Genomic DNA, 23,834 nt, shown 5'->3' with positions numbered 1-23,834 from the left:
ATGGCTAAACAATCACCGGCAAAAATCAAAAAGTTACGCGGTGAAGCCATGCGCGCGGCCGCTGCAAGAAAAGCGGCTCGAGCTGTAAGCCAGAACGAGAATGTGCGCGGTGAAGCAGATCTCGATGCCTATGCCGAAGTCGATGGGCCATGGCGAGAAATCGGGTTAGCAGCTCCAGCACGACGAGCACTCATTGATGAAGGTCTCTATAAATTAAGTGACCTAAGAAAAGTCTCGCTCGATCTGGTCAAGGACTTACATGGCATGGGACCCAATGCAATTCGGATACTCATCTCAGAGATGAAGAAGAAAGACCTCTCCTTTAGAAAATAAGTCCCCTGCAAAGGAGTTGCAAGGGGTTTGCAAAGAGCAGATACTCGCAACTTTGCATTTGATTTCTTCCGAGTTAATATTCTGGCAGTTCACGAGTTCTACGTATTAGCCCCGGCTTAGTAGACGGCAACCCTCCACCGCGGTGGGGTGCTCCGGGTGACGAACTGGTCAGAATAATCATCTGACATCTACTGCGATGGAGATAACTATGTCTAACAATTGGTCATTTGAAACTCTGCAGATTCATGCAGGGCAAACAGCAGATCCAACAACAGGTGCGCGCGCACTTCCGCTTTATCAAACTACGGCCTATCAGTTCCGCGACACCACACATGCGGCAAACCTTTTTGGACTCGCTGAACTAGGAAATATTTACACCCGCATCATGAATCCAACTCAAGATGCAGTGGAGCAAAGACTTGCCGCACTTGAAGGTGGTGTAGCAGCACTGCTACTCGCATCAGGTTCTGCTGCAACTACATTTGCAGTTCTTAACGTTGCCGAAGCCGGAGACCACATCGTCTCTAGCCCAAGCTTGTATGGCGGAACGTATAACCTCTTCCACTACACGCTTCCAAAGTTTGGTATCGAAGTAACTTTCGTTGATGATCCAAATAATCCAGAGTCATGGAAGAAGGCGGTAAAGCCAAATACCAAGGCATTCTTTGGTGAGACGATTGCCAACCCTAAGAATGAAATTCTCGATATTAAAACGATTGCCGATATCGCTCACTCAGTTGGGGTTCCACTGATTGTTGATAATACGGTTGCAACTCCATACCTCATTAAGCCAATTGAATTTGGTGCAGATGTAGTGGTGCACTCAGCGACTAAGTTCCTATCTGGTCACGGAAATGCAGTTGTTGGCGCAATCATTGATGCTGGAAAGTTTGACTACGCACAACATCAAGATCGCTTCCCTGGCTTTAATAAGCCAGATCCAAGTTATCACGGCTTGGTGTTCTCTCAAGCACTCGGTGTAGGTTCAGCATTTGGTGCAAACCTTTCATACATCTTCAAGATACGTCTTCAGTTGCTACGCGATGTAGGAGCTGCAGTATCACCATTTAATGCATGGTTACTCGCGCAAGGACTTGAAACTCTTTCACTGCGCATGGAACGCCATCTTGAAAATGCTCAGGCTGTTGCAACATGGCTTGAAGCACACCCAGATGTTGAGAAAGTTCACTATGCAAGCCTGGCATCCTCACCATGGCATGCACTTGCTAAGAAGTACACACCAAAGGGATCAGGTGCGGTGCTTTCATTCGAACTCAAAGCCGGAATTGAAGCTGGCAAGAAGTTCGTTGAGTCACTAGAACTCTTTAGCCATGTTGCCAATATTGGTGATGTGCGTTCACTTGTTATCCATCCTGCAACAACCACACACTCTCAGCTCTCACCGCAAGAGCAGTTGGAAGCAGGAGTAACTCCAGGACTTGTACGTCTAAGCCTTGGACTTGAAAACATTGTTGATATCAAGGCTGACCTTGAAGCTGGGTTTAAAGCGACAAAGGGTTAGGAACTAGATTAAAAAACTGTAAGCAAGAAGCAGGCCGCCGCATACGATTCCGATCGCTGCGGCGGTCTTGCTTTGTAGCCACATTTTGCCGGGCTGCGTGAATGAAATGAGAAGTAGTGCAAGTCCTGGTCCGAATAAAACGAAGCTCTTAAGAAGATTGCCATCAGCCCCAGTTTGATATCGCAGATTGATGAGGCCAATAGCGAGGGCGGCATAAGCGCCCATTCGGAAATTATTTACTCGTGCAATGTTCATGCCTTGATAGTAATGCAGGTTGTGCTGGGAAAGCAGAAGGGCGCCGGTTTCCCGACGCCCTTCCCTAATTAGTATGAGTAATTAGTGATCTGCTGGCATGCCTTCAGCATGTGACTTCATGCGAGCGATCTTCAAGATTGTTAGACCGAATACGCACTTCGCAAGAACGTCTGCGATTGTGTATCCAACCTGAACAGTTACGAATGATGATGCTGAAGCATCACCAACGATGTTGAAGATGTACGCGATTGGGTAAACACCCCATGTTGCGATGAGAAGCAGACGTAGACGTCCAACTGTCTCAGCAACGCCAGCTGGCTGGCGATCGAGTGACTTACCAAGCTCTACGAATAGTACGTAGAGGATGTAGATGAATGGGATTGTTGAAAGAACACCGTAAAGAACCTGTGTGTTCTGGTCTGATGAAATTTCACCTGGGTAACCAAGTGCGATCATCGCAGCTGAAGCTGGTACAAGGCGAGTGATAAGTGACTTTGAAAGTTCCTTAGCAAGTGCCAATACAGCAATAACTTCAACTAGAAGTAGTGGAACAGTTAGAAGCCAGTCAACGTAGCGGTATGCCTCGTTGAATGCGCCCTGCTCACCTGAAACGTTAACCATCATGCCTTCTGATGACTCGCCAAATGAGTTGAAGATACGCCAGTAGTGGTAGCCAGCAATGAATGTAACCATTGATGACATTACAAGAGCGTTACGGTACTTAGGAAGTACGCGTGACTGTGATACGAGGGTATAGATTGTGCATGCGATCATTGAGATCAAACCGAATGAAAATACGTTATAAACGAGGTTCCATTGGTTGCTGTCGAGTGTTACTGACATGTATTAAGCCTCCGTGAGTGCTTATCTATGCAGACCGGGCGGTCCGCACGTTCGGGATATGGCAATTGGAATCCTCGAGGAACCCCAGCGACCACCGACAGACAATATTGTGCGCCAAACCGGGCGAATACGCACCCCTTATGTGCAAGTGTTTTGCATTTTTTTAAGGCTTCTGAGCGTGATTTAGTAAAATAAATCCATAATTTACCGCTCACCCTCCCAGCTAGCCCTGCATTACTGGTGGGTAAGTAGATTGCCGATAAAAGCCCTAGGCTTCCTACTATGAGTGCCGATCCCGAAGTCCGGCCTCCCAAACTGCGCGGTTGGTTTCACCTCGGTGCCACCCCGGTAGTCATCATCGCTTCACTCGTTCTCTTTATTCTCAGCCGTGAATCCTTGCGGTTTGCTGTCGCGCTCTACTCCATTACGGCAATCATGCTCTTTAGCGTTTCGGCTGTGTATCACCGCGTGCCCTGGGTGCCTAGGAAGAAGAAGATATGGCGCCGCTGGGATCATGCCAATATCAATTTACTGATTGCTGGTTCTTACACGCCCTTTGCCGTTGCTCTTCTTGGCGCCCGCGATAGAAATATTTTGCTGGCAGTGATTTGGATTGGCGCAATATTTGGCGTGGCCATCCGCGTTTTTTGGGTGGGCGCACCGCGTTGGCTCTATGTTGCCAACTACTTAGTACTCGGATGGGTTGCCATCATCTATACCCCCCAGCTTTATCGCGAGGGTGGTTTATGGGTGTTAATTCCTATTCTTATCGGGGGACTTCTCTACTCCATCGGGGCGATTTTTTACGCCTTGAAATTGCCGGGGCGCAACGCCAAGTACTTTGGTTTCCACGAGCTTTTTCACATCTTTGTGCTTGCGGCATGGATTTCGCAGTACCTAGCGGTCTCTTTCGCCATTTACCGAAAGTAGCGCAATGCCCTAATCTAGGTCTCTCACGGGGCGTAGAGCCTGGTGATAAATATCCGATTCGATACCGCGAATGAGAGTTCTCACAATGGCAGAGAAGAATTTCCGCAACTGGGTGGGTTTCCGTGAAGAAACCGATCGTGAACCTATTGCCAACCCGGTTGATCGCATTCGTGATCTTGAGTCTCAATTAGCTGATCTACGTTCACGTCGCGACATCACTGGTCTTACTAGGGAAGAGTTTGAAATCCTTGCCACCGAAACAGCAATGGCGATGATCAAATCAGCGCAAGCTCGCGAGGCAAAGGCACTTTCCACTGCCGACCGTGTCATTTCTGAATCATCACGTACCGCTAAAGATGTTCTTGAGGGTGCTGAGAACAAGGCACGAAGCGTCCTGGCTGGAGCTGAAACTCGAGGGCGTAAATATATTTCCGTAGCTGAACTTGAGGCAGCCGAACTGATTCGTGAGGCAAGTCGTGAGGCAGATCTAGTTATGGAGAGTAAACGCCGCGAAGCTGCTGCACTTGCCACAGCTGCGCGTCGTGAAGCCGAGAGAGTAATCGGTGAAGCATCTGAGAACGTCAATGAGTATCGAGCATGGCTTGCCGAGATCATCACAGATACTGAACGTCTCTATCGCTCGCAAACTCAAGCGTTATCTGCTGCCGAGAGTGCAATCGCACAATCTCGTGACCGATTAGATTCTGCCTTTGCTCGCTTAAGTAAGATGAGCGATGTAGTTGCTAGTGCAATAAATGAAGATGGAACTATTAAAAGTTCTGCTCCTATTGCCGTGGAGAGTAAGCGCACACGCGCGGCTATTAGCGCACCTAAACGTACTAAAAAATCTGCTGCAAAGCGCCCTGTTAAGAAATCTGCTACTAAGCGCAAGTAATTGATATGGCTGCCAATCGCGGTATCCAATACATCCCTGCAATCGATGGGCTTCGTGCACTGGCAGTAATTGCGGTGATGCTTTATCACCTGGGCTTTAATTGGATTCCGGGTGGATTTCTCGGTGTTGATCTCTTCTTTGTCATCTCTGGATATGTAATAACGCGCTTGCTCCTTGATTCTATTGAGCAGAGCGGTGGTCTTGATCTACGCGGCTTTTACCTTGCGCGAGCTCGGCGATTGCTGCCAGCCCTTATCTTTACCGTCACCACGACAACGATTGCAATTGGTATTTGGGCGCCCGATACCATCAAGCGACTTCTCACAGATATGCCATTTTCACTCACAGGCACTATGAATTGGTGGCTGGTAGCGCGTCACCAAGATTATTTCGAAAGTATCGGCAGGCCGCCTCTTCTTCAGCACACATGGTCACTTGCAGTTGAGGCACAGTTTTATCTTCTTTGGCCGCTCATCCTCTACTTTATTCTTAAGCGATTAGGTAAAAGTCGGATACCAATTGCCGCACTTGTTATTGCCGCAGCCTCCGGTATCACGCTGCTTCTTGTTTCATTCTCACTCGATGCCTCAAATGCCTCGAAAGTCAGCCATGTGTACTTCGGAACGGATACGCACAGCATTGGATTGTTCTTAGGTGCAGCACTTGCCGTGAGTTGGATTCCACAGAATTTCACGATCAATGTCAGTAAGAAGGCTCAGGACTTCATCGACGGAATTGGTGTCTTTGGTTTTATTGGAATCATCGCAACTTTTTTACTCATTGATGAATCCAAACCGACTTTATATAAAATTGCCTTCCCGCTTGCTGGACTCTTCGGAGCCTCAATAATTATGTCTGTCGTTCATCCGGCATCTCGCTTCGCACCGATTCTGCAAAATCCTATTCTGGTGTGGATTGGTCAACGTTCATATGCGATGTATTTATGGCATTGGATAATTTTCCAAGTTACTCGCCCAAGCGTTGATCTAGCTGGTCAGATGTGGGCGCTTTATGCACTTCGTATTCTTATTGTCTTTGCGCTAGCTGATATTTCTTTGCGATATGTGGAACAGCCAATTCGTCGAGGAGCTCTCAAACTTTGGCTTAAAGGACTTAAATACAGAACTAGAAAAGAACGCTCGCGACAAACACGTACCTTTGCAGCTGTTTTCGTTGTTGTACTTGCACTTGCTACTGTTGTCAGCGTTCGCGCAGTCTCTATAGGCAATGAACAACGCGCTGCGATTGAGAAAGCTCTCACCGCTCCAGAAATTTCAATCAGTGCCCCGGCATCAGATGGGCTCTGGGTGACAGGTGATTCGGTCATCTTGGGAATTCGCTCCTCACTTGGTGCGCAAAAGCCAATATCGGTGATGAATGCCCGAATTGGACGACAGGCGCCTGAACTATTAGAGGTCATGCAAAGTGATAAGGCTCAAGTGGGCAATTCACCGGTGATTTTTAACCTAGGCAACAACGGAGTATTAAATCGTGATGATGTGCAGGCAATATTCGAGCTTGTGAAAGACCAGCCGCAAGTGATTGTGGTCAATACTGCAGTATCAAGACCTTGGCGAGATGGGAACAATGCATTAGTTGCCGAGGTTGCCCAACAATATTCCACAGTCACGCTAATTGATTGGAATTCAATTTCTATGGGCCATCCCGAATACTTTGCACCCGATGGAATTCACTTAGTGCCGACAGGTGTTGCAGTCTATGTTGGAGAAATTCTCAAGTATTTGAAATGAAAAAACCCCGACCAATTATGGTCGGGGTTTTTCCAATAACTTTTATTCGAACTGACCGGCAAAGCCGAATGGAACTGCAACTCCGAGTGAACCATCTGGGTAGACAGCTGATACGCGGAATGAAGTTGAACCTTCAGTTGCAGTCTTAGCAAACTCTGCAGCAAATGTTGTTGCAGAAACTTCTGATACGACTTTCCACTCACCGAGGTTTGCACGAGTCTCTACTGAGTAACCCTTTACTTCTCCAGCTGGTGCCTTCCAAGTAATGACCATGACAGACTTTGAACTGTCCTTCCAGTTTCCAATGAAGCGTGATGGTGCCTCACCTGTTGTGTTAGCAGGATCTGTTACAACTGGAGTTTCCTCAGGTGCTGCAGATTCTGTTACAGCCGGAGTTTCCTCAGGTGCTGCAGATTCTGTTGCTGCAGGTGTTTCAGTTGCCATCTCATCGCCATCTTTATCTGAATTAGAAATAACGAATGCACCAACTAGGAGAATTCCAAGTAGAACTGCAAAGAGGGCCTTTGATGACGACTTGCTACTCGAACTCGTTGCTGGCTTTGAAGCAGCCGCTGGCTTAGCACTTGCTGCTGAAGTACGCGGCGCAGCAGGTGATGGGGTTGTTGAAACATTTACACGGGATCCACCAATTGATGGAACTGGCGGGATGACAACCTGTGATGCAATCTTCTTACGCGCTGCAGACTTCTTTACCGTCTTCTTCGCGGTTGACTTCTTGGCGGTTGACTTCTTGGCAACCTTCTTCGCAGTCTTCTTCTTTACAACAGCCTTCTTGACCGCTCTCTTAGGCGCACTCTTCTTCGCTGCGCTCTTTTTAGCAGGAGACTTCTTTGCTGTCTTCTTAGCCGTTGACTTCTTCGGAGCAGCTTTCTTCGCTGCTGACTTCTTCTTTACTGCCACTGTAATCTCCTAGATGGTTGTCGTTCAAAGACGATGGGTATGGGCCAAGTTTAACCCAGGCTTTCAAGCAATGTGATCACATGTGGTGCAATGGCTCGAAGCGATTTTCCCCGATGACTGATTGCATCCTTGGCTTCTGCGCTCATTTGTGCACTCGACTCTGTGAAACCATGCGGTGAGAAAATGGGGTCATATCCGAATCCAAATTCACCCACTGGTGCACGCAAAATTGAGCCGTGGAACTCTGCCTCTTCAGAGTGGCTTCTGCCATCAGGCAGATAGAGGGCTGCAACACAGGTGAAGTGCGCTCCTCTTTCCTCATCCGGAACATCTCGCATTTGTTCTAGAACTTTTCTCGTATTCGCCGCATCATCACCATGAGAACCTGCCCACCGCGCAGAGTAAATTCCTGGCTCACCATTTAAGTGATCAACACAGAGTCCACTGTCATCGGCAATTGCAGGTAGCCCCGTTGCCATCGACATTTCTCGCGCCTTCTTCAGCGCATTTTCCTCGAAAGTTACGCCGTCTTCAATGACATCGGCAAGATCAGGAAATTGATCAAGGCCGACGAGGTTGATTGCCCCAGGTGCAACAGCTTCAAGAATTCTGCGAAACTCTTCAATCTTTCCTTTGTTACGAGTGGCAAGTAATAACGTGTGTGGCATTTAGCGAGCGAGTGCTTGTTTCTGCAATTTGGTTAGTTCGGCGCACCCAGCTACAGCAAGATTGAGTAACGAATCAAGCAGTGCACGATCAAATGGTGCCCCTTCTGCAGTGCCCTGGACTTCGATAAATCTTCCATCACCGGCGCACACAACATTCATATCTGTTTCTGCCCGCACATCTTCTTCATAGCAGATATCAAGCATCGGAACGCCATCGACAATTCCAACGCTGACTGCAGCTACTGAGTCCGCAAGTGGTTTTGCACTTGCCTTTACGTGACCTTCTTTTTGAGCCCAGGCAATTGCATCTGCCAGTGCAACATATGCACCAGTGATTGCAGCTGTGCGAGTTCCGCCATCGGCTTGCAGCACATCACAATCGATAACGATTGTGTTTTCGCCAAGCTCTTTCATATCAACAATTCCACGCAATGAGCGGCCGACCAAGCGCGAAATCTCTTGTGTGCGACCCCCTAGCTTTCCTTTCACGCTCTCACGATCAGAGCGCGTATGCGTAGCTCTAGGCAGCATTGAATACTCAGAGGTGACCCATCCGTTACCTGAATCTTTTAACCAGCGAGGAACACCCGGAGTGAAAGATGCAACGCAGAGCACGCGAGTCTTTCCGAATTCAACAAGTACTGAACCTTCGGCGTGATCCAACCAGCCACGAGTTATCTTGATATCGCGGAGTTGATCTACTGTGCGTCCATCGTTGCGTGCCATTACATTCCTCGTTCTCTATTAGTTCTGCGGATAAAGCTAGAATTAAAGTTTATTGCTCACAAATCTTGGTGCTGCACCGAACCAACTTCTGGCCCTAGGAAGCGTCGTGCAAGTAATTCAAATGCTTGAGCATCTCCTGTGGCTAGGAACTTATGAGTGGATGGGCTCTCAGAACCGCCCCGAAGCAAATTATTCTCAACCAATACTCGGTATAGATCCTTTGCAGTTTCTTCGGCACTTGAAACGAGGGAGACATCGTTACCCATAACATATGAAATGACGCCGGTAAGAAGTGGGTAGTGGGTGCAACCTAAGACTAATGTGTCGATATCGGCATCAATCATTGGCTTGAGATACTCACGAGCAATTTTTGTGATTGCTTCTCCAGAGGTTTCACCGCGCTCTACAAACTCCACAAAGAGCGGGCAAGCAATGGATTCAATTCTTAATTGCGGAGCAGCGGCAAAGGCATCGAGATATGCCCTTGATTCAATTGTTGCTCGAGTTCCAATAACTCCAACTCGACCTGATCGTGTTGCAGCAACAGCTCGACGAACAGCCGGTTGAATTACCTCAATAACCGGTATCGAATATCGCTCTCTTGCATCGCGCAACATGGCAGCACTTGCGGTATTGCATGCAATAACTAGGGCTTTGACTCCTTGTTCGACGAGAAAATCTAGAGTTTCGAGAGCGAAGTCGCGAACTTCTGCCAGGGGCCTTGGACCATATGGTCCGCGCGCTGTGTCACCTATATATAGAGTGGATTCATTGGGTAATTGATCAAGAATTGCTCTAGCAACCGTTAAACCGCCAACACCAGAATCGAAGATACCGATTGGCGCAGAACTCATGGGATGAGTCTAACGGCGAGAACGGATTAAGCCCAAAGAGTGCCGTCGAGTCCCTCGGTTGCGGCTTCGACCTGTGAGCCGTAAATGCCGGTCGATAAGTATTTCCAGCCAGCATCGCAGACGATAAATGCAATATCGGCATCACGCTTTGCAGCGATTGCTTCTTGGCCCATGGCAATAGCTGCATGCAATATCGCACCCGTTGAAATACCAGCAAAAATTCCTTCGACTTCCAAGAGTTCGCGAACGCGCCTCACGGAATCTTCGGCGCCTACCGAGAATCGTCGAGTGAGAATTGATGCATCATAAAGCTCAGGGACAAAGCCTTCATCAATATTGCGAAGTCCATAAACCAATTCACCATATCGAGGTTCGGCCGCAATAATTTGCACGTCAGGGTTCTTCTCGCGCAAGTAACGCCCTGCTCCCATAAGTGTTCCCGTTGTTCCAAGGCCGGCAACAAAGTGTGTAATAGTTGGTAAATCTCTAAACAGTTCAGGTCCGGTGCCGTTGTAGTGCGCCGCGGTATTTGCAGGGTTTCCATACTGATAGAGAAAAACGTAATCGGGATTCTTTGCCGCAATTTCTTTCGCAACGCGCACAGCTTCATTAGAACCACCAGCTGCTGGTGAAGAAATGATTTCAGAGCCCCACATCTCCAGTAACTGCCTGCGTTCTGGGCTGGTGTTCTCTGGCATCACGCAAATCAATTTATATCCACGAACTTTGGCAGCCATTGCAAGTGAGATTCCCGTGTTGCCACTTGTTGGTTCCAGGATTGTTGCGCCGGGTTTTAAGAGACCATCACGTTCTGCAGCTTCAATCATTGATATAGCTGTGCGATCTTTAATTGAACCAGTCGGGTTTCGGTCTTCCATCTTTGCCCACAAACGAACATTTGGGGCCGGTGAAAGGCGAGGTAAACCGATAAGAGGTGTGTTTCCTACCGATGATTCGAGTGAGTCATATCGTGCCAAATTTAGCCACCAGCGACAGCAGGCAAAATTGTGATGGAGTCTCCATCCTTAACCGGAGCCTCGAGCCCACCTAAGAAACGTACATCTTCATCATTGATATAAATATTGATGAAGCGACGTAGTGCGCCATCTTCTAGTAGTCGCTCACCCATTCCTGCAAAGTTTGCATCAAGGTCGCTAATGATGAGAGCAAGGGTTACACCTTGAGCCTCTACTGTTTTCTGATCTTTTGTATAGGGGCGCAATATCGTTGGGATGCGAACTTCAATAGCCATGGCGTAATTATGTCGAAAAATCGGCGCTATCTCTAATCGAGATTTCCTACTCGAGAATGGTGACTGGCTCTTCGGTCACTACCCCATCAATGATGCGATATGAACGGAATTCTGGAGTTGTTGCAATCTCTTTGCGGGTAGAAACCAAGACGTAGTGTGCACCCGGTTCTCCGGCGTAGGCGATATCGGTTCGAGAGGGATAAGCCTCTGTCTCTGTATGCGAATGATAGATAACAACAATCTCTTCATCATTATCATCGACCTCGCGGTAAAGTGCTAAAAGATCTTTTGGATCAAACTCATAAAAAGTAGGCGAATGTGCTGCATTGATCATTGGCTTATGCCGAAGAGCTTTATCTGACCCAATTGGCCCCAAGATCACGCCACAGCATTCATCTGGATATTCAACGCGTGATTGTTCAAGAATCGCATCGACTAATGTGCGAGAGATTTCTAGAGTCATGTGTGTATCTTACAAGAAGTCATCTTAAGAATTCTCAGGTTGCGATTTCGAATCTGCATCATCAATCAGGGCTGAGAGAAGGCTTTCTTGTAACCAACCTAGCCAGGTGTAGACAGCATAGACACCTCGAAGCGGATCATCGGGTGCGAGAATTTCAAGATGTTCATTGGAATTACTCTCCACCTTAAGGCGCACACCCAGTGCCAATCGAATATCGTTTATCGCGCCAAGCCAGGCATTGGCATTGTCGTGATCTAAATCAATAGTGCCATCCTCTGATGATTTTAAATGTATGCGCATCACAACTGCATGTGCCTGCTTCTTGGCGCGAAGAGTTGATTCGGTATATCTGCGAAATTCAGATGAATCGACAGAATCGGCATATGCATTAGGCAAGAGACGGTGCAGCACGTCATCTTCGGGTGGAGAATCATGGGATGTAATTCCAACCATTGCAGCCAGTGGATCATCATTTCCATGGTCTGTACGCTCTGCTAAAAGTTCAATTATTTGTTCACACAAATTCAGGAGCACTTCTTTCTCACTGTCAGCAAATTGTGCAACGTATGAATGATCCCCGTGGCGCTTAAAACCTTCCGTAGCGGTCACAGCTGATCACCGCGTTGCAATGTGGCCCACAATCCGTATTCATGTAGGCGCGCGACATCATGTTCCATCTCTTCTCGACTTCCTGTGGAAACAATAGCTTTGCCCTCATTATGAACTTGTAGCATCAACTCAGTGGCGCGAGCTTTGGAATAGTTGAAAAGTTCCATAAACACATAGGTGACATAGGTCTGCAAGTTAACTGGGTCATCCCAAACAATGGTGACCCATGGCGTATCACTAGAAAAGATTGCACGAATCTCTTCCTCGACCTTATCCGCTGTTTTCACCATCATCGGATTATGATATTGAATGTTTGACTTGTTAAGGCAGCCCAGTTTGCGTCTTCACTCACAGTGGTTCGTAAGGTATACACGCCACGATTTTGTGGTGCGACCGTGATGACAAAGTTACCTTGAGCATCAGTGAGTACAGTTTCAGTAATAGATTGCCACTCTTTCCCGATTAGTTTCTCTAGGGTCACCATGGCATCAGCGCTGCGAGGAAGCACATTGCCACTAATCTGGAATTGTGTTCCAGACTTAGCAGTCGTTGGGGCCCTGAGATTTAACTGTCTACTGATGGTGATTGGGATCTCAACTGAAAGACCTTCACTCCTATCCCACGTTGCATCTGAATAAACACGGATTGACGTTGATTTGCCGAGAATCAATGACTTTTCAAAGTTGCCTTCTGCGTTTGTGATTGCATTTGCCAAGGTGCGCCAAGTGCTTTCACCCACAGACTTTCCTTCGACTCGGACAGCAAGATTGGCAATAGGCGACTTATCTTTAATGCTCAATTGTCCAGTAATTGTGAATGGCGTTCCATAGCTCATCTCACTCTTATCAACTGATGTCACAACGTTGACTTGATCTGGAGCGATTGATTTTGCAACTGTTCGAATAGCTTCCATGGCGAGTGGCTCTTCCATGCCAAATGTCCACGCTGTTATTCCACCTATGCGGTATTTGGTAACAAGTGCAGCTCGAAGCGCCCAACTGCGATTGTCTTGATACCACGCTGTGCGCGATGCTGTGCAAGTTGTCGCGAGCCCGCCGGCCGTGGTTCCGTTATAAACTTTTTGATAAGTAAAAGTGACCTCACCAAACTGCTCGTTATAGGTTGGTATTGCCCCATAAGTAGCTGCAAGTGATTGCGCATCACGCATCACGAATGTTGCAGCTTTCGCTCCCACCTTTACTGAATTAGCAACGTTTGCTGGGCATACTCCCGAAACAGCCGTTACCCAGTCTCGCCCATAGCCAGGGACACCCACAAACACCTTCGATGCAGGCATGATTGAGATGGCATATTGCAATGTCCGTTCAACCCACGTAATTGGTCCCTGTGGACCAACTCTTGCTGGCGAATAGTCGTACGTCATGATGCGCAATTTGTCGATTGAATCCGCGATTGCAGCCCAGGCGTATACGTAATAACCCTTCTGCTTATCTGCAGGATTTAACACATAAGGCGTAGTTACCGAGAGAAGTTTCTCTTCCGCATGCAGTGCAACGCTTAACTCTTTGACAAATGCGGTCCATAGCGGAGCAGTGGCCTTCCAGGTTGTGTTTTTATCAACAAATGCGAATCCTTCAAAATCAAGATCAATTCCATCGTAGTTATTGACACGCACTAGACTCATAATTGCATTGACTACTTGCGTGCGTGATGTCGGACTCTTAAGTAATCCTGCGAGGACTCCTTCACTGGTTCCGTCGGTAATCGTAGGAATAATCTGGAGATTGGCATTGCGAAGTGCGGTCAGGGGCACCGAAATCGGCACGCTTGGATTTGCCGGTGCGTAAAGGTCGGTAATTTGGGGAGTCTTAGTCTTCCCGTTGTATTTAAGTGTGTACCAGAATGGCATTACCTCTTTAATCAGATCTACATTGTTGAGCACATCTGGAAGCGCTGTTTTCATTGAGTAATAAGGGATCCATCCGGTAAGAATCTTGCGTGGCACATTCTCTTCGGCGTGTGTAGAAGGCAGAAAAGGGGTGCTGGCAAGAAGTGAGAATAAAAGAGTAAATGTGAGACTAACGCGCGAAAACTTCATCATGCCGATTTTCCAAATATAGATTTAAAGCGAGTCATCAATCGCCCACCGTATTCACGGTCGACCGACCAGATGTTCAAAAGCAGAGCTGCCAGTGAAATTATCTTCAGCAACATAGGAATTGGGCTGATTATAAAGAAGAAGGAAAAAAAAGAACCCACAGCGCTGACAAAGGCCATCAAAGCGCGACGCAGAATCTTTGCCACCAGATTGCTAGTCAGCGATTGCGCTATTCGGCTGGAGAGGAGAATTGAAATAGGTGCACTGAATAAAACTACGGAAACTAAGACAGAGACAAGTAGGACAAGTGATTCCATATCTACCTCCCCCATGTTGAATCAGTTGCTGCAAAGAGTGCCATATCTATCTGCCCGCGATCCTCGCGGGTGACTTTCTTGCGCATGATTCCTTCTTTTTCATAGCCTGCGCTAATTAACAACTTCTGAGATGCGTGGTTATCAACATCAACCAGTGCTTCAATCCGCTTGAATCCAATTTCATGTAATCCAAGTTCGGTAATCATTTGTGTGGCGGTAGTGCCAATTCCCTTACTACGCTGAGTGGAATCAATCCAGTAACCAATCTCAGCTGTGTGGTTTCGAATATTGACCGAATGAAGTGAGATCTCTCCAGCAAATTTCTTATCAGCACCATTTCCGTAATCAATAATAAATAACATTTCGCGGCGCTCTGCAAAAGCGAATGGGACATTGCGCACAAATTCGATTGCGTGATCAATCGTGTAGTTCGAAGGCACTGTCGTAAATGCTGGAATGAGCGGGTCCTGGCAGGCCTTAAAAATCGCATCAACATCTTCCTCAGTGCTTGGACGAAGGGTAATCAGTCCATGCGAAAGAGTTGGTATCTGCGCCGGCCACCAAATCATTACTCAATCTTATGGCAGAGGTAAGTTAATCAGGGGACGAACGCTTGAAGTGTTAGCCAATCAATTCAGAATCGCGGTGACGACTCTGGTCGTGGGTGCAACTTAAATTAGATGGCAGTGCTGCACAGCTATCGCAGAGCAAAATCAACTGATGACAAGATGCTGTGTTGCAGTTTCGAAAATCCTTGGTTGGAGCTTTGCACTTATCGCATTCTCCGATGACTTTTGCCTTATCTGAAAAATCCATAGAGATGCGATCATCAAAAATATAGAGCGAACCTTCCCAAGAAGCCTCATCGCCGAAGCGATCGCCATACTTCACAATGCCACCATCTATTTGATAGACCTCGTTAAATCCTCGGTTTTTCATGACAACAGAGAGAATTTCGCATCGGATGCCACCAGTACAGTAAGTAACAACCGGCTTATCTTTTAAATGATCGTATTTTCCGCTTTCAATTTCCTTGACGAAGTCGCGGGAAGACTCAACATCTGGAACAACTGCATTTTTGAACTTGCCAATTTTTGCTTCATACGCATTTCTTCCATCAAAGAAGACAACTTCATCGCCGCGCTCTTTGACAAGTTCTTCTACTTGTTCTGGGCGAAGATGAACTCCGCCGCCAATGACACCATTTTCGTCAACTTTTATTTCATCGGGGTTCCCAAAAGCCACGAGTTCATCCTTGACGACCACCCGAAGCCGAGGGAACTCATTTCCAGTTCCATCTGACCACTTAAAAGTGATGTTTTTGAAACCTTGATAGCGACGGGTTTCGCGCACATACTTCTTCACATCGGCCATCTCACCGCCAACAGTTCCATTAATTCCATGTGGAGAAATCAAGATGCGACCTTTGAGATTTAAGGATTCGCAGAGTTGTTTCTGCCATAGACGCATCGCCTCGGGATCTGCAACAGGGGTGAAGCCGTAATACAGAACCACTTTGTTGAGCTTCGGTGCGTGCTTATTCACGACCATATTCTAGACCGCTTGCGGGGCTCATCGATTTTCGCTCTGACGTAAGCATCCACGCCACAAAAAGAATGGCTAAGTTGCAGGTAGTTGAAAGTTCAACTACATTTGGCTCATCACAAAGGAGCACCAATGCCAGCAGTAACCGTTAGCGATATAACAATTCTTCCTCGCATCACCGATGCTTCACATCTGCGTGCGCGAGGCATCAAGAGCATTACAACTGCGCCGCAAGGATTTGAGGGCGAAGGTTTTCCTGTTCGACGTGCATTTGCCGGTGTTGATCTTGCGGAGTTAGATCCCTTCATTCATTTAGATCAAATGGGAGAAGTTGAATACGCGCCAGGTGAACCAAAAGGTACTCCGTGGCATCCACACCGTGGTTTTGAAACTGTCACATACATTATTGACGGCATCTTCGATCATAAAGATTCCAATGGTGGTGGTGGCTCGATTACAGATGGCGACACACAATGGATGACAGCTGGTGGTGGAATTCTTCACATCGAAACTCCACCAGAACATTTAGTGGTCTCTGGCGGTTTATTTCATGGCTTCCAACTCTGGGTAAATCTTCCTGCTGTGAAGAAGTGGTCGCCTCCTGCATACCAAGATGTGCGAGCAAAAGATGTCGCACTTCTAACATCAACTGATGGGGCATCACTTATTCGAATTATTGCTGGTGAACTCGATGGTCACGTTGGGCCAGGATCAACCCAGACTCCGATTACTCTCATTCACGCAACCGTTGCACCTGGTGCCGAACTTAGACTTCCTTGGCGCAAGGATTACAACGCACTTGTTTACTCAATGTCAGGTCAGGGTTTTGTCGGAGATGAACAGCGTCCAATTTCAATGGGTCAACTCACCGTCTTCGGTGAAGGTGATTGCATTGTTGTCCGCGCTGCAAACCAGCAAGAGTCGCGTTCTCCAAACTTGGAGCTCTTCATTCTTGGCGGGCAACCGATTAAAGAACCTGTTGCCTGGATGGGTCCCTTTGTGATGAATACAAAGAGTGAAGTTCTGCAAGCGTTTGAAGATTTCCAGAAGGGCCTACTTGGCTCAATTCCAGCGATCTACAAGGACGATGCCAAGCGTCCTGTTAACCGCACCAAGATTTTGGATGTGCACAACGCACCAACTGACCTACAAGAAAGCTAGTTCTTATAGCGCTTTCAGTGCTGAGACAACTTTAGTCAGCGATGCTTTGGCATCACCGAAAAGAAGCATTGTCTTTGGGTCATAGAGAAGTTCATTTTCGATGCCAGCAAATCCTGGGCGCATAGAGCGCTTCAGGAAGATGATGTTGGCAGCGTGATTCACTTCCAAGATAGGCATTCCGTAGATTGGGCAACCTGGAGTTGTTTGTGCTGCAGGATTCACAACGTCATTTGCTCCAATAACAATGGCGACATCTGTCTGACCAAATGTTGGATTGACTTCATCCATTTCAGCTAACTGATCATAAGGAACATTTGCTTCAGCAAGAAGTACGTTCATATGTCCTGGCATACGACCAGCTACCGGGTGAATTCCATATGCAACATCAATGCCTTTTGAAAGCATAAGGTCGGCAAGCTCGCGCACCGTGTGTTGCGCCTGCGCAACGGCAAGTCCGAAGCCAGGAACAATAACTACGCGACGCGCATAATTAAGAAGAATTGCCACGTCATCAGGAGATCCTGAGCGCACTGGACGCTCTTCTGCTGTGCCAGTTGCTGCCTGTGGTTTTGCAGTAAATGCACCGAAGAGAGTTCCAAAGAGTGAGCGTCCCATCGCCTCTGCCATCAAGCGAGTCAGAATTGTTCCTGAAGCACCGACAAGAGTTCCAGCAATAATCAAAAGTGTTGATGAGAGCACATAACCACTTGCTGCAACAGTCAAACCTGTGAATGCGTTGAGCAGTGAGATCACGATAGGAACATCTGCACCACCCACTGGGAGTACAAAGAGCACACCAAAGAGCAATGAGATCACTGCAAGAACCAGTAGTGGAGTTGTGCCAAGGGCAATTACAACCCAGACGCTGACCCCAAGTACTGCAGCGAGTGTGGCAGCGATAACAAATCTCCCACCGGGAAATACCACTGGGCGCGTAGTCATAAGTTCTTGTAGCTTCATAAATGTAATGATCGAACCGCTGAAAGATACGCAGCCAACCACAACGGTAAAGACAGTGAAGATTACTTCAGCTGTCGTTGCGCTATCGCCAAGATTTAAGTACTCCACGATTGCAACAAGTGCTGCAGCGCCACCGCCCACACCATTAAAGAGTGCGACAAGCTGTGGCATCTGTGTCATCTCAACTTTGCGAGCTGCAGGTACTCCAATAATCAGGCCCACTGCGATTGCACCCAAGATCCAACCCAAGTTATGAATTGGCAGTGAATGTGTCTCTGCACCGTCTCCGCTCGGAGTGACATAGAGAAAGACTGAAAGAGTTGCGACTGTTGCACCAAAGGCACCAATTAAGTTACCGCGGCGTGCAGTCTTTGGATGCGAGAGTCCTTTAAGTGCCAAGATAAATGCCACACCGGCAGCGAGACCTACCAAGCTATAGAGAGTGCTACTCACTTCTGGTCTCCCTTCTTGGGCTTGAACATCTCAAGCATGCGATCGGTAACTACAAAGCCACCAACCATATTGATTGTTGCTAAAACAATTGCGGCCAGTGAGAGTCCCAGCTCTAGGTTATTCTCACTGTGATCTGCAACGATGATTGCACCAACAAGGATGACGCCGTGAATTGCGTTAGCACCAGACATCAGGGGCGTGTGTAGCGTTGATGAAACCTTTGAAACAACTTCAAACCCCACGAATACTGCAAGGGTGAAGATTGAGATAACGGCAATTGCATCCATTAGTTGCTGCCTCCTTTTTCACTAGCTCCAGGTGTGTGCTTGGCACCTGCATGTGTAAGTGCGGCCTTATCAATAATTTCATCTGTGAAGTCAATATTTAGCGCCACCTTCTCGCCATCCTTTGCAGCAGTTGTCATCAAGGTAAGTAGGTTGACCACGTTACGTGAATACAGACTTGAAGCATGGAACGGCAACTGGCTCGGCACATCTTTACCGCCCCAAATCTGAACACCCTTGGCGGTAGTGACAATCTCTCCCGGCTTTGAACCTTCAGCATTTCCACCAGTTTCGGCAGCGAGATCAACGATGATTGTTCCTGCCTCCATCGCATCAATCATGGCTGCAGTCATCAAACGCGGTGCTGCTCGTCCTGGAACTGCAGCAGTTGTAATAACAAGATGCGATTTGGCAATGTATGGAGTCAAGAGTTCGCGTTGCTTTGCTGCACGCTCTTCCGTCATTTCACGTGCATAACCACCAGCACCTTCAAGTGCCTCAAGTTCCAAATCAATAAATGTTGCGCCCATTGATTTCACTTCATCAGCAGAAGATGGGCGAACATCGTAGGCAGATACAACGGCGCCAAGTCGGCGAGCGGTTGCAATTGCCTGTAGTCCTGCCACGCCAGCACCCAGAACAAGTACTTGCGCGGGAGTAACAGTTCCCGCGGCGGTCATGAGCATTGGGAAAAAGCGCGGAGAAAGTTCTGCGCCAACGAGTGCAGCTCGATAACCAGCACAGAGTGCTTGAGATGTCAGCGCATCCATTGACTGTGCACGTGAAATACGTGGGACTAGTTCAAGTGAGAAAGCTGTGACACCCGCTGTGACCGCTGCATCGATTGAATCTATGGCCGATACTGGAGATAAGAAAGAGATTGTGACTGCGCCCTTTTTTAAGGACGATATCTGTGCTGGAGTAAGTGAAGTAACGCAGAGAACAACGTCGGCATCACCTATGACATTGCCGCTTTTGATTGTTGCCCCTGCTGCTATGAACAGCTCATCTGTAGCTTGAGCATGAACACCCGCTCCAGATTCAATGACAACTTCATAACCTAATTTGGTCAATTTGTTGATGATGTCTGGGACTAGCGCTACGCGCTTCTCGCCATCTCTAATTTCTCTCGGGACTGCAACTCTCATGGGGAAAAGATACATGCATGCCCCAGCATCGGCTATGCCAAATGGTTAGAATTCTAAGCTAATTGCCGTTGATTTCATCACGAGTTAAGTGATAAAGCAATGCCTGGATGGTTGTGCGACGATGAAATGCTTCACGCCAGATTACCGACTTTGGCCCATCAATAACTGATGCCTGAACTTCTTCTCCTCGATGAGCTGGGAGACAATGCATAAAAATTGAGTCTTTTTCTGTCAACAACATTAACTTTTCTGTAATTGCAAATGGTGTAAGTGCTTTTGTTTTTTCAGCACGTTCAGCTTCTGGATCGCCCATTGACATCCACACATCTGTATAGAGAACAGACGCACCACTCGCTGCTGATTCAGGATCGTTTGTTACCTCAATCGTGGCCCCGCTCTTTGCCGCAATCTCTTTAGCTTTTGTGACGACCGCTGCATCCGGTGCCCACTTGCCACCCGGTGTCGCCGCCACAACGTGCGCACCCATAATGGCACCCATGATTAACCATGCGTGGGTCATATTGTTTCCATCGCCAAGATAGACAAATTTTCTACCTTTGATGTCAGTCCCAAAGTTTTCACGAATTGTCACCCAATCAGCGAGCAATTGTGTTGGGTGATCATCATCGCTCAAGCCGTTAATGACAGGAATGCTGGCATGTGCACCAAGTTCATCGATATCTGCTTGTGCAAAGGTTCGAACTATCAGCGCATCGCAATATCCACTAATAATCTTGGCGGTATCCGCAATTGTTTCCCCGCGGCCAAGTTGTAGTTCATCACCGCGAATAAAGATTGGTGTCCCGCCCAAATGAGCCACGGCCGTTTCAGATGCCAGACGAGTACGTGTGGAGGGCTTAGTCATATAGATGGCAACGCTCTTGTTGCTCAGTGCTGTCTGGGAACGAAGTGGGTTCTGCGCGAAATCTGCAGCGGTGTCGAGGAGTAAATCGACATCAGCGCGCGATAAATGCTCGGTACGCAGTAAGTCTTTCATCGGCAAAATTCTACCGGAAGCCGAGATGGCTATGTGGCTAGTTTTTGTTAGATACTACGCGCATGCCACTTTTCGGTCGCGGTACTCCTTCGCTTGAGAGCGATACAGACACCCTCACGCGCCCAGTTGAACAAGAAGATGATGGTGGCCATGATCGATTTGCACATTACATAAAGAAAGAAAAAATTGTTGAATCAGCAATGACCGGCAAATCTGTGAGAGCGCTATGCGGGAAGAAATGGGTTCCTTCTCGCGATCCGCAGAAATATCCTGTCTGTCCAATCTGCAAAGAAATTTTTGAAGGTCTAAAACCTGGCTCCGAAGATGGAGACAAGTAACTTGGTCTTAATGTGAAGACTTGGGATACTAAGAACATGAGAAAAGTTCCAAAGGGGTATATATGCCTCCTAATTGGGATATCGATTGTGATTGTTTCAGTAAGCACTGCCCAAGCTCAAAATAAGTCAGATCTAAAAGTTATGAAGGATTGTGAAGCCATCAATGAAACTTACGATAATGCTTCTTTTTTTCTCTATTTGAAGGCGCCATTAAGTAAAAACAGAGATTTAGCCAGGGTAGAGATTGACAAAGAACAGTTGACGCCAGGGCAAGTATTAATTGACTGCGACAAAATTGATATGAAAACTTGGAAAGCCATGAAAAAAGATTATATCTCTGCAATTAAAAGCGCTAATACTGAATTAAAAAGTATTGTAACTAAGTACAAATTTCTACCCACAGTAACTTTGACTTGTGAAATGAAAGGAAAAATCACAAAAGTAGAATCCACAAGTCCGAAATGCCCAAAGGGATACAAGGAACTTTACAAACAATAATCAATTACTAATTGAAGTATTCTTCCTGGATACATTCGTGCCAAACTTGCCGAGCTGGTGGAGGTGCCGGGAATCGAACCCGGGTCCTTCAGAATTAAAACAGGGCTTCTACGGGCGTAGTGCGTTTATCGTTTTCTCAGTTCTGAATCTCTTACACACAAGTATTCAACGAACTCATTTGCGAAACTGTTCTCTCGAGATATTCGCAACGCTATCTCGATGAAGAGCTCTCTAGCGACGCCAGGTTCCGGGACGAGAGCGCGCCCGGGCTGACGGATTCGGAACTAGCTTATGCAGCTAGGGCGAAATCACTGCGACTGTTGTCTGCAGTTATTTTTGCACAGGTTTCATGGTTTACGAGATCATCCCGGCTTCCTCGGCCCGCTTCCCCTGCCTCAACAACTAAAGTCGAGACCGTTCACCCCCAAGTTGAAATGGGGAATTACGTGGAAAACGTAATTCACACTATGTAGTTGTATTTCCTATTTTTTCGACAATTCACCCGTTGATTTCCGTGAGGAAAGATTTTGTGTGAATGAGTTATTTGGCGAGGTATGGAGCGGCATTCTTGTCTGCCAAACTCGATCGAGCCAAACGGTATGAGATAAGTATAGAGAAGGTTACGACTTCCTCAAAATGCCCGCTTGGGGGCATTGATTAACTGTCTTTGCCAGATTGGCGGCGGGAAAGTTCGCGATTTACCTCGCGCGTAGCTTGCTGTTCCATCAGAGTTGATCGCTTGTCATGAGCCTTCTTGCCCTTTGCAATAGCAACTTCAACCTTGGCTTTTCCATCCTTAAAGTAGAGCTGCAATGGCACCAGTGTGATTCCTGAGTCTTTGGTGCGGGCGGCAATCTTGCGAATTTCAATCTTATTAACGAGCAGCTTTCGCTTGCGACGCGGGGTGTGATTAGTCCACGTACCTTCTGTGTATTCAGGAATGTGAACACCATGTAGCCAGAGTTCGCCATTTTCAATCATGGCAAAACCATCAATGAGTGAGGCACGCCCAGCACGAAGTGATTTCACTTCAGTACCTGTAAGCACAATCCCGCACTCATAGACATCTTCTATTGCAAAGTCGTGACGAGCCTTTTTGTTCTGTGCAATCAGCTTTCGTCCGAGCTCTTTGACCATAAAATTACACCTTGAGGTATCGGCGCAGTGTTACTACAGATGCAATAGTTGAGACCACGAGGCCTGTGAGAAGTAGCCAACCAGAAGCTAGCGCCACTTCTCCCCATCCAAAGAACTTAGTAAAGGTAAGTAACGGAGCGACTTTAGTTTCGACGACATACTTAAGTGCGGCGAGCAATCCACTGGCAAGCATCCATCCAATAAATGCCGCGAAAACACCTTCCAGTAAGAATGGAAGTTGAATTGACCACGAGGAAGCACCTACAAGTCGCATCACACCAGTTTCACGACGACGATTAAATGCCGCAATTCGAAGAGTGTTGCTAATCAGCAACGCTGCAGTGAGCACTGAAAGAAGGCCGACAATCAGCGCACCATTGCGCAGTACGGCAAGGAGTTGGAAGAACTTCTCGAGAATGCTGCGCTGATCTTGCACTACATCAACACCAGGTCGACCGCTAAATGCACTGACGACGACATCGAATTGCGTTGGGTCTTTTAACTTAACGCGGAAGGATTCTGGTAATTGATCGGCAGTAACGTTCTGCGCAATTGCCGAACTCTTAAAACGCTCTTTAAAGCGAGCAAAGGCTTCAGTTTGTGATTCATAGAAGACGCTCTGTACAACTGGCAGAGCCTCTAAATCTGATTTGATTGATGTGCGCTGTTCGGGAGTAACAACTCCACCGCTACATGACGGTGACTCCGAGAGTGATCCGCAGAGAAATACAGATACTTCAATCTTGTCATACCAATAATCTTTCATCGCATTTACTTGTGAATTTGAGAGTAAGCCAATGCCGAGAAGAGAAAGTGAAATTGCGACGGTGACGATAACGGCAAATGTCATTGTGAGGTTACGTCGAAGTCCTATTCGAACTTCACTGAAGAGAAATCCTGCGCGCATTGTTTTCC

General features: G+C 47.4%; 28 protein-coding genes, 1 other RNA gene, 1 pseudogene and 1 riboswitch. Of the genes and pseudogenes, 8 read left to right on the top strand and 22 right to left on the bottom strand.

Annotated features, from left to right (window positions below; genetic code table 11):
- Both A1sIIB76_RS01115 and A1sIIB76_RS01110 read left to right on the top strand, forming a co-directional pair.
- Window positions 1-333: a helix-hairpin-helix domain-containing protein gene (locus tag A1sIIB76_RS01115; RefSeq protein WP_095693328.1), complete on the top strand. Its 333-nt coding sequence runs from the start codon at window positions 1-3 to the stop codon at window positions 331-333.
- A gap of 87 nt (window positions 334-420) precedes the next feature.
- A riboswitch (SAM riboswitch) is annotated at window positions 421-530 on the top strand.
- Window positions 494-1,855: pseudogene (locus A1sIIB76_RS01110) on the top strand (bifunctional o-acetylhomoserine/o-acetylserine sulfhydrylase); the annotation flags it as partial. Its footprint overlaps the riboswitch before it by 37 nt.
- A gap of 3 nt (window positions 1,856-1,858) precedes the next feature.
- Here A1sIIB76_RS01110 and A1sIIB76_RS01105 read toward each other — a convergent pair.
- Window positions 1,859-2,110, bottom strand: coding sequence for a hypothetical protein (locus A1sIIB76_RS01105; RefSeq protein WP_223298168.1), 252 nt, complete (start codon window positions 2,108-2,110; stop codon window positions 1,859-1,861).
- 81 nt (window positions 2,111-2,191) lie between these two features.
- The gene (locus A1sIIB76_RS01100) at window positions 2,192-2,953 is read right to left on the bottom strand and encodes a bacteriorhodopsin-like (RefSeq protein WP_095674415.1); all 762 of its coding nucleotides are present in this window, start codon (window positions 2,951-2,953) and stop codon (window positions 2,192-2,194) included.
- A gap of 282 nt (window positions 2,954-3,235) precedes the next feature.
- Between A1sIIB76_RS01100 and trhA the strand changes: the two genes are divergently transcribed.
- From trhA to A1sIIB76_RS01085, 3 genes are all read left to right on the top strand, one after another.
- On the top strand, window positions 3,236-3,883 hold the full coding sequence (gene trhA, locus A1sIIB76_RS01095; RefSeq protein WP_095696755.1) for a PAQR family membrane homeostasis protein TrhA: 648 nt from the start codon (window positions 3,236-3,238) through the stop codon (window positions 3,881-3,883).
- A gap of 85 nt (window positions 3,884-3,968) precedes the next feature.
- On the top strand, window positions 3,969-4,778 hold the full coding sequence (locus A1sIIB76_RS01090) for a hypothetical protein (protein WP_095693326.1): 810 nt from the start codon (window positions 3,969-3,971) through the stop codon (window positions 4,776-4,778).
- Window positions 4,779-4,783: 5 nt separating this feature from the next.
- On the top strand, window positions 4,784-6,529 hold the full coding sequence (locus A1sIIB76_RS01085) for an acyltransferase family protein (protein ID WP_095693325.1): 1,746 nt from the start codon (window positions 4,784-4,786) through the stop codon (window positions 6,527-6,529).
- 42 nt (window positions 6,530-6,571) lie between these two features.
- Here the strand turns inward: A1sIIB76_RS01085 and A1sIIB76_RS01080 are convergent, their stop codons facing one another.
- The 13 genes from A1sIIB76_RS01080 to trhO are packed head-to-tail and all read right to left on the bottom strand — an operon-like array spanning window position 6,572 to window position 15,949.
- Complete coding sequence (locus tag A1sIIB76_RS01080) at window positions 6,572-7,450, bottom strand: hypothetical protein (RefSeq protein WP_095696754.1); 879 nt, start codon at window positions 7,448-7,450, stop codon at window positions 6,572-6,574.
- Window positions 7,451-7,500: 50 nt separating this feature from the next.
- Window positions 7,501-8,118: an RdgB/HAM1 family non-canonical purine NTP pyrophosphatase gene (rdgB, locus tag A1sIIB76_RS01075; RefSeq protein ID WP_095696753.1), complete on the bottom strand. Its 618-nt coding sequence runs from the start codon at window positions 8,116-8,118 to the stop codon at window positions 7,501-7,503.
- Entirely contained in the window at window positions 8,119-8,844 is a 726-nt protein-coding gene (gene rph, locus A1sIIB76_RS01070) for a ribonuclease PH (RefSeq protein WP_095693322.1), read from the bottom strand.
- A 56-nt stretch (window positions 8,845-8,900) separates the two neighbouring features.
- The gene (murI, locus tag A1sIIB76_RS01065; protein ID WP_095696752.1) at window positions 8,901-9,698 is read right to left on the bottom strand and encodes a glutamate racemase; all 798 of its coding nucleotides are present in this window, start codon (window positions 9,696-9,698) and stop codon (window positions 8,901-8,903) included.
- A 26-nt stretch (window positions 9,699-9,724) separates the two neighbouring features.
- Complete coding sequence (locus A1sIIB76_RS01060; RefSeq protein ID WP_095674407.1) at window positions 9,725-10,675, bottom strand: PLP-dependent cysteine synthase family protein; 951 nt, start codon at window positions 10,673-10,675, stop codon at window positions 9,725-9,727.
- 2 nt (window positions 10,676-10,677) lie between these two features.
- Window positions 10,678-10,950: a MoaD/ThiS family protein gene (locus A1sIIB76_RS01055; RefSeq protein WP_095674406.1), complete on the bottom strand. Its 273-nt coding sequence runs from the start codon at window positions 10,948-10,950 to the stop codon at window positions 10,678-10,680.
- Window positions 10,951-10,996: 46 nt separating this feature from the next.
- Window positions 10,997-11,413, bottom strand: a complete 417-nt coding sequence (locus tag A1sIIB76_RS01050) for a M67 family metallopeptidase (RefSeq protein ID WP_095696751.1) — start codon at window positions 11,411-11,413, stop codon at window positions 10,997-10,999.
- A gap of 24 nt (window positions 11,414-11,437) precedes the next feature.
- Complete coding sequence (locus tag A1sIIB76_RS01045; protein ID WP_095674404.1) at window positions 11,438-12,022, bottom strand: DUF2017 domain-containing protein; 585 nt, start codon at window positions 12,020-12,022, stop codon at window positions 11,438-11,440.
- On the bottom strand, window positions 12,019-12,312 hold the full coding sequence (clpS, locus tag A1sIIB76_RS01040) for an ATP-dependent Clp protease adapter ClpS (RefSeq protein WP_095674403.1): 294 nt from the start codon (window positions 12,310-12,312) through the stop codon (window positions 12,019-12,021). The genes A1sIIB76_RS01045 and clpS overlap by 4 nt, the downstream gene beginning before the upstream one ends.
- The gene (locus A1sIIB76_RS01035; protein ID WP_095696749.1) at window positions 12,312-14,084 is read right to left on the bottom strand and encodes a glycosyl hydrolase family 18 protein; all 1,773 of its coding nucleotides are present in this window, start codon (window positions 14,082-14,084) and stop codon (window positions 12,312-12,314) included. Before A1sIIB76_RS01035 ends, clpS begins: the two co-directional genes overlap by 1 nt.
- Window positions 14,081-14,398, bottom strand: a complete 318-nt coding sequence (locus A1sIIB76_RS01030; RefSeq protein ID WP_095696748.1) for a hypothetical protein — start codon at window positions 14,396-14,398, stop codon at window positions 14,081-14,083. The genes A1sIIB76_RS01035 and A1sIIB76_RS01030 overlap by 4 nt, the downstream gene beginning before the upstream one ends.
- Before the next feature lie 2 nt (window positions 14,399-14,400).
- Window positions 14,401-14,967, bottom strand: coding sequence for a GNAT family N-acetyltransferase (locus A1sIIB76_RS01025; RefSeq protein WP_095696747.1), 567 nt, complete (start codon window positions 14,965-14,967; stop codon window positions 14,401-14,403).
- 52 nt (window positions 14,968-15,019) lie between these two features.
- Entirely contained in the window at window positions 15,020-15,949 is a 930-nt protein-coding gene (trhO, locus tag A1sIIB76_RS01020; protein ID WP_095696746.1) for an oxygen-dependent tRNA uridine(34) hydroxylase TrhO, read from the bottom strand.
- 126 nt (window positions 15,950-16,075) lie between these two features.
- Here trhO and A1sIIB76_RS01015 point away from each other — a divergent pair, with 126 nt between their 5' ends.
- Entirely contained in the window at window positions 16,076-17,104 is a 1,029-nt protein-coding gene (locus A1sIIB76_RS01015) for a pirin family protein (RefSeq protein ID WP_095696745.1), read from the top strand.
- Between the two features lie 3 nt (window positions 17,105-17,107).
- Here the strand turns inward: A1sIIB76_RS01015 and A1sIIB76_RS01010 are convergent, their stop codons facing one another.
- The 4 genes from A1sIIB76_RS01010 to argF are packed head-to-tail and all read right to left on the bottom strand — an operon-like array spanning window position 17,108 to window position 20,946.
- A complete protein-coding gene (locus A1sIIB76_RS01010; protein WP_095674397.1) occupies window positions 17,108-18,517 on the bottom strand; it encodes an NAD(P)(+) transhydrogenase (Re/Si-specific) subunit beta in 1,410 nt (469 codons plus the stop codon).
- The gene (locus A1sIIB76_RS01005; protein ID WP_095693313.1) at window positions 18,514-18,804 is read right to left on the bottom strand and encodes an NAD(P) transhydrogenase subunit alpha part 2; all 291 of its coding nucleotides are present in this window, start codon (window positions 18,802-18,804) and stop codon (window positions 18,514-18,516) included. Before A1sIIB76_RS01005 ends, A1sIIB76_RS01010 begins: the two co-directional genes overlap by 4 nt.
- Entirely contained in the window at window positions 18,804-19,949 is a 1,146-nt protein-coding gene (locus A1sIIB76_RS01000) for a Re/Si-specific NAD(P)(+) transhydrogenase subunit alpha (protein WP_095696744.1), read from the bottom strand. The genes A1sIIB76_RS01005 and A1sIIB76_RS01000 overlap by 1 nt, the downstream gene beginning before the upstream one ends.
- A gap of 58 nt (window positions 19,950-20,007) precedes the next feature.
- A complete protein-coding gene (gene argF, locus A1sIIB76_RS00995) occupies window positions 20,008-20,946 on the bottom strand; it encodes an ornithine carbamoyltransferase (protein WP_095696743.1) in 939 nt (312 codons plus the stop codon).
- Window positions 20,947-21,008: 62 nt separating this feature from the next.
- On the opposite strand from argF, the gene A1sIIB76_RS00990 reads away from it, so the two are divergent.
- Together A1sIIB76_RS00990 and A1sIIB76_RS00985 are read left to right on the top strand one after the other, a co-directional pair.
- The gene (locus A1sIIB76_RS00990) at window positions 21,009-21,284 is read left to right on the top strand and encodes a DUF3039 domain-containing protein (protein ID WP_095674393.1); all 276 of its coding nucleotides are present in this window, start codon (window positions 21,009-21,011) and stop codon (window positions 21,282-21,284) included.
- An 87-nt stretch (window positions 21,285-21,371) separates the two neighbouring features.
- Complete coding sequence (locus A1sIIB76_RS00985) at window positions 21,372-21,782, top strand: hypothetical protein (protein ID WP_125918777.1); 411 nt, start codon at window positions 21,372-21,374, stop codon at window positions 21,780-21,782.
- A 55-nt stretch (window positions 21,783-21,837) separates the two neighbouring features.
- Here A1sIIB76_RS00985 and ssrA read toward each other — a convergent pair.
- From ssrA to ftsX, 3 genes are all read right to left on the bottom strand, one after another.
- Window positions 21,838-22,208: a transfer-messenger RNA gene (gene ssrA, locus A1sIIB76_RS00980) on the bottom strand.
- Between the two features lie 231 nt (window positions 22,209-22,439).
- Window positions 22,440-22,919: an SsrA-binding protein SmpB gene (smpB, locus tag A1sIIB76_RS00975; RefSeq protein WP_095696741.1), complete on the bottom strand. Its 480-nt coding sequence runs from the start codon at window positions 22,917-22,919 to the stop codon at window positions 22,440-22,442.
- A gap of 4 nt (window positions 22,920-22,923) precedes the next feature.
- Entirely contained in the window at window positions 22,924-23,826 is a 903-nt protein-coding gene (ftsX, locus tag A1sIIB76_RS00970; protein WP_095674390.1) for a permease-like cell division protein FtsX, read from the bottom strand.
- Window positions 23,827-23,834 lie beyond the last annotated feature (8 nt).

It is taken from the genome of Candidatus Planktophila versatilis (assembly GCF_002288265.1).
Taxonomy (GTDB): Bacteria; Actinomycetota; Actinomycetes; order Nanopelagicales; family Nanopelagicaceae; genus Planktophila; species Planktophila versatilis.
The sequence above is the reverse complement of the archived record's forward strand: the minus strand, read 5'-3'. Positions and strand labels throughout refer to the sequence as shown.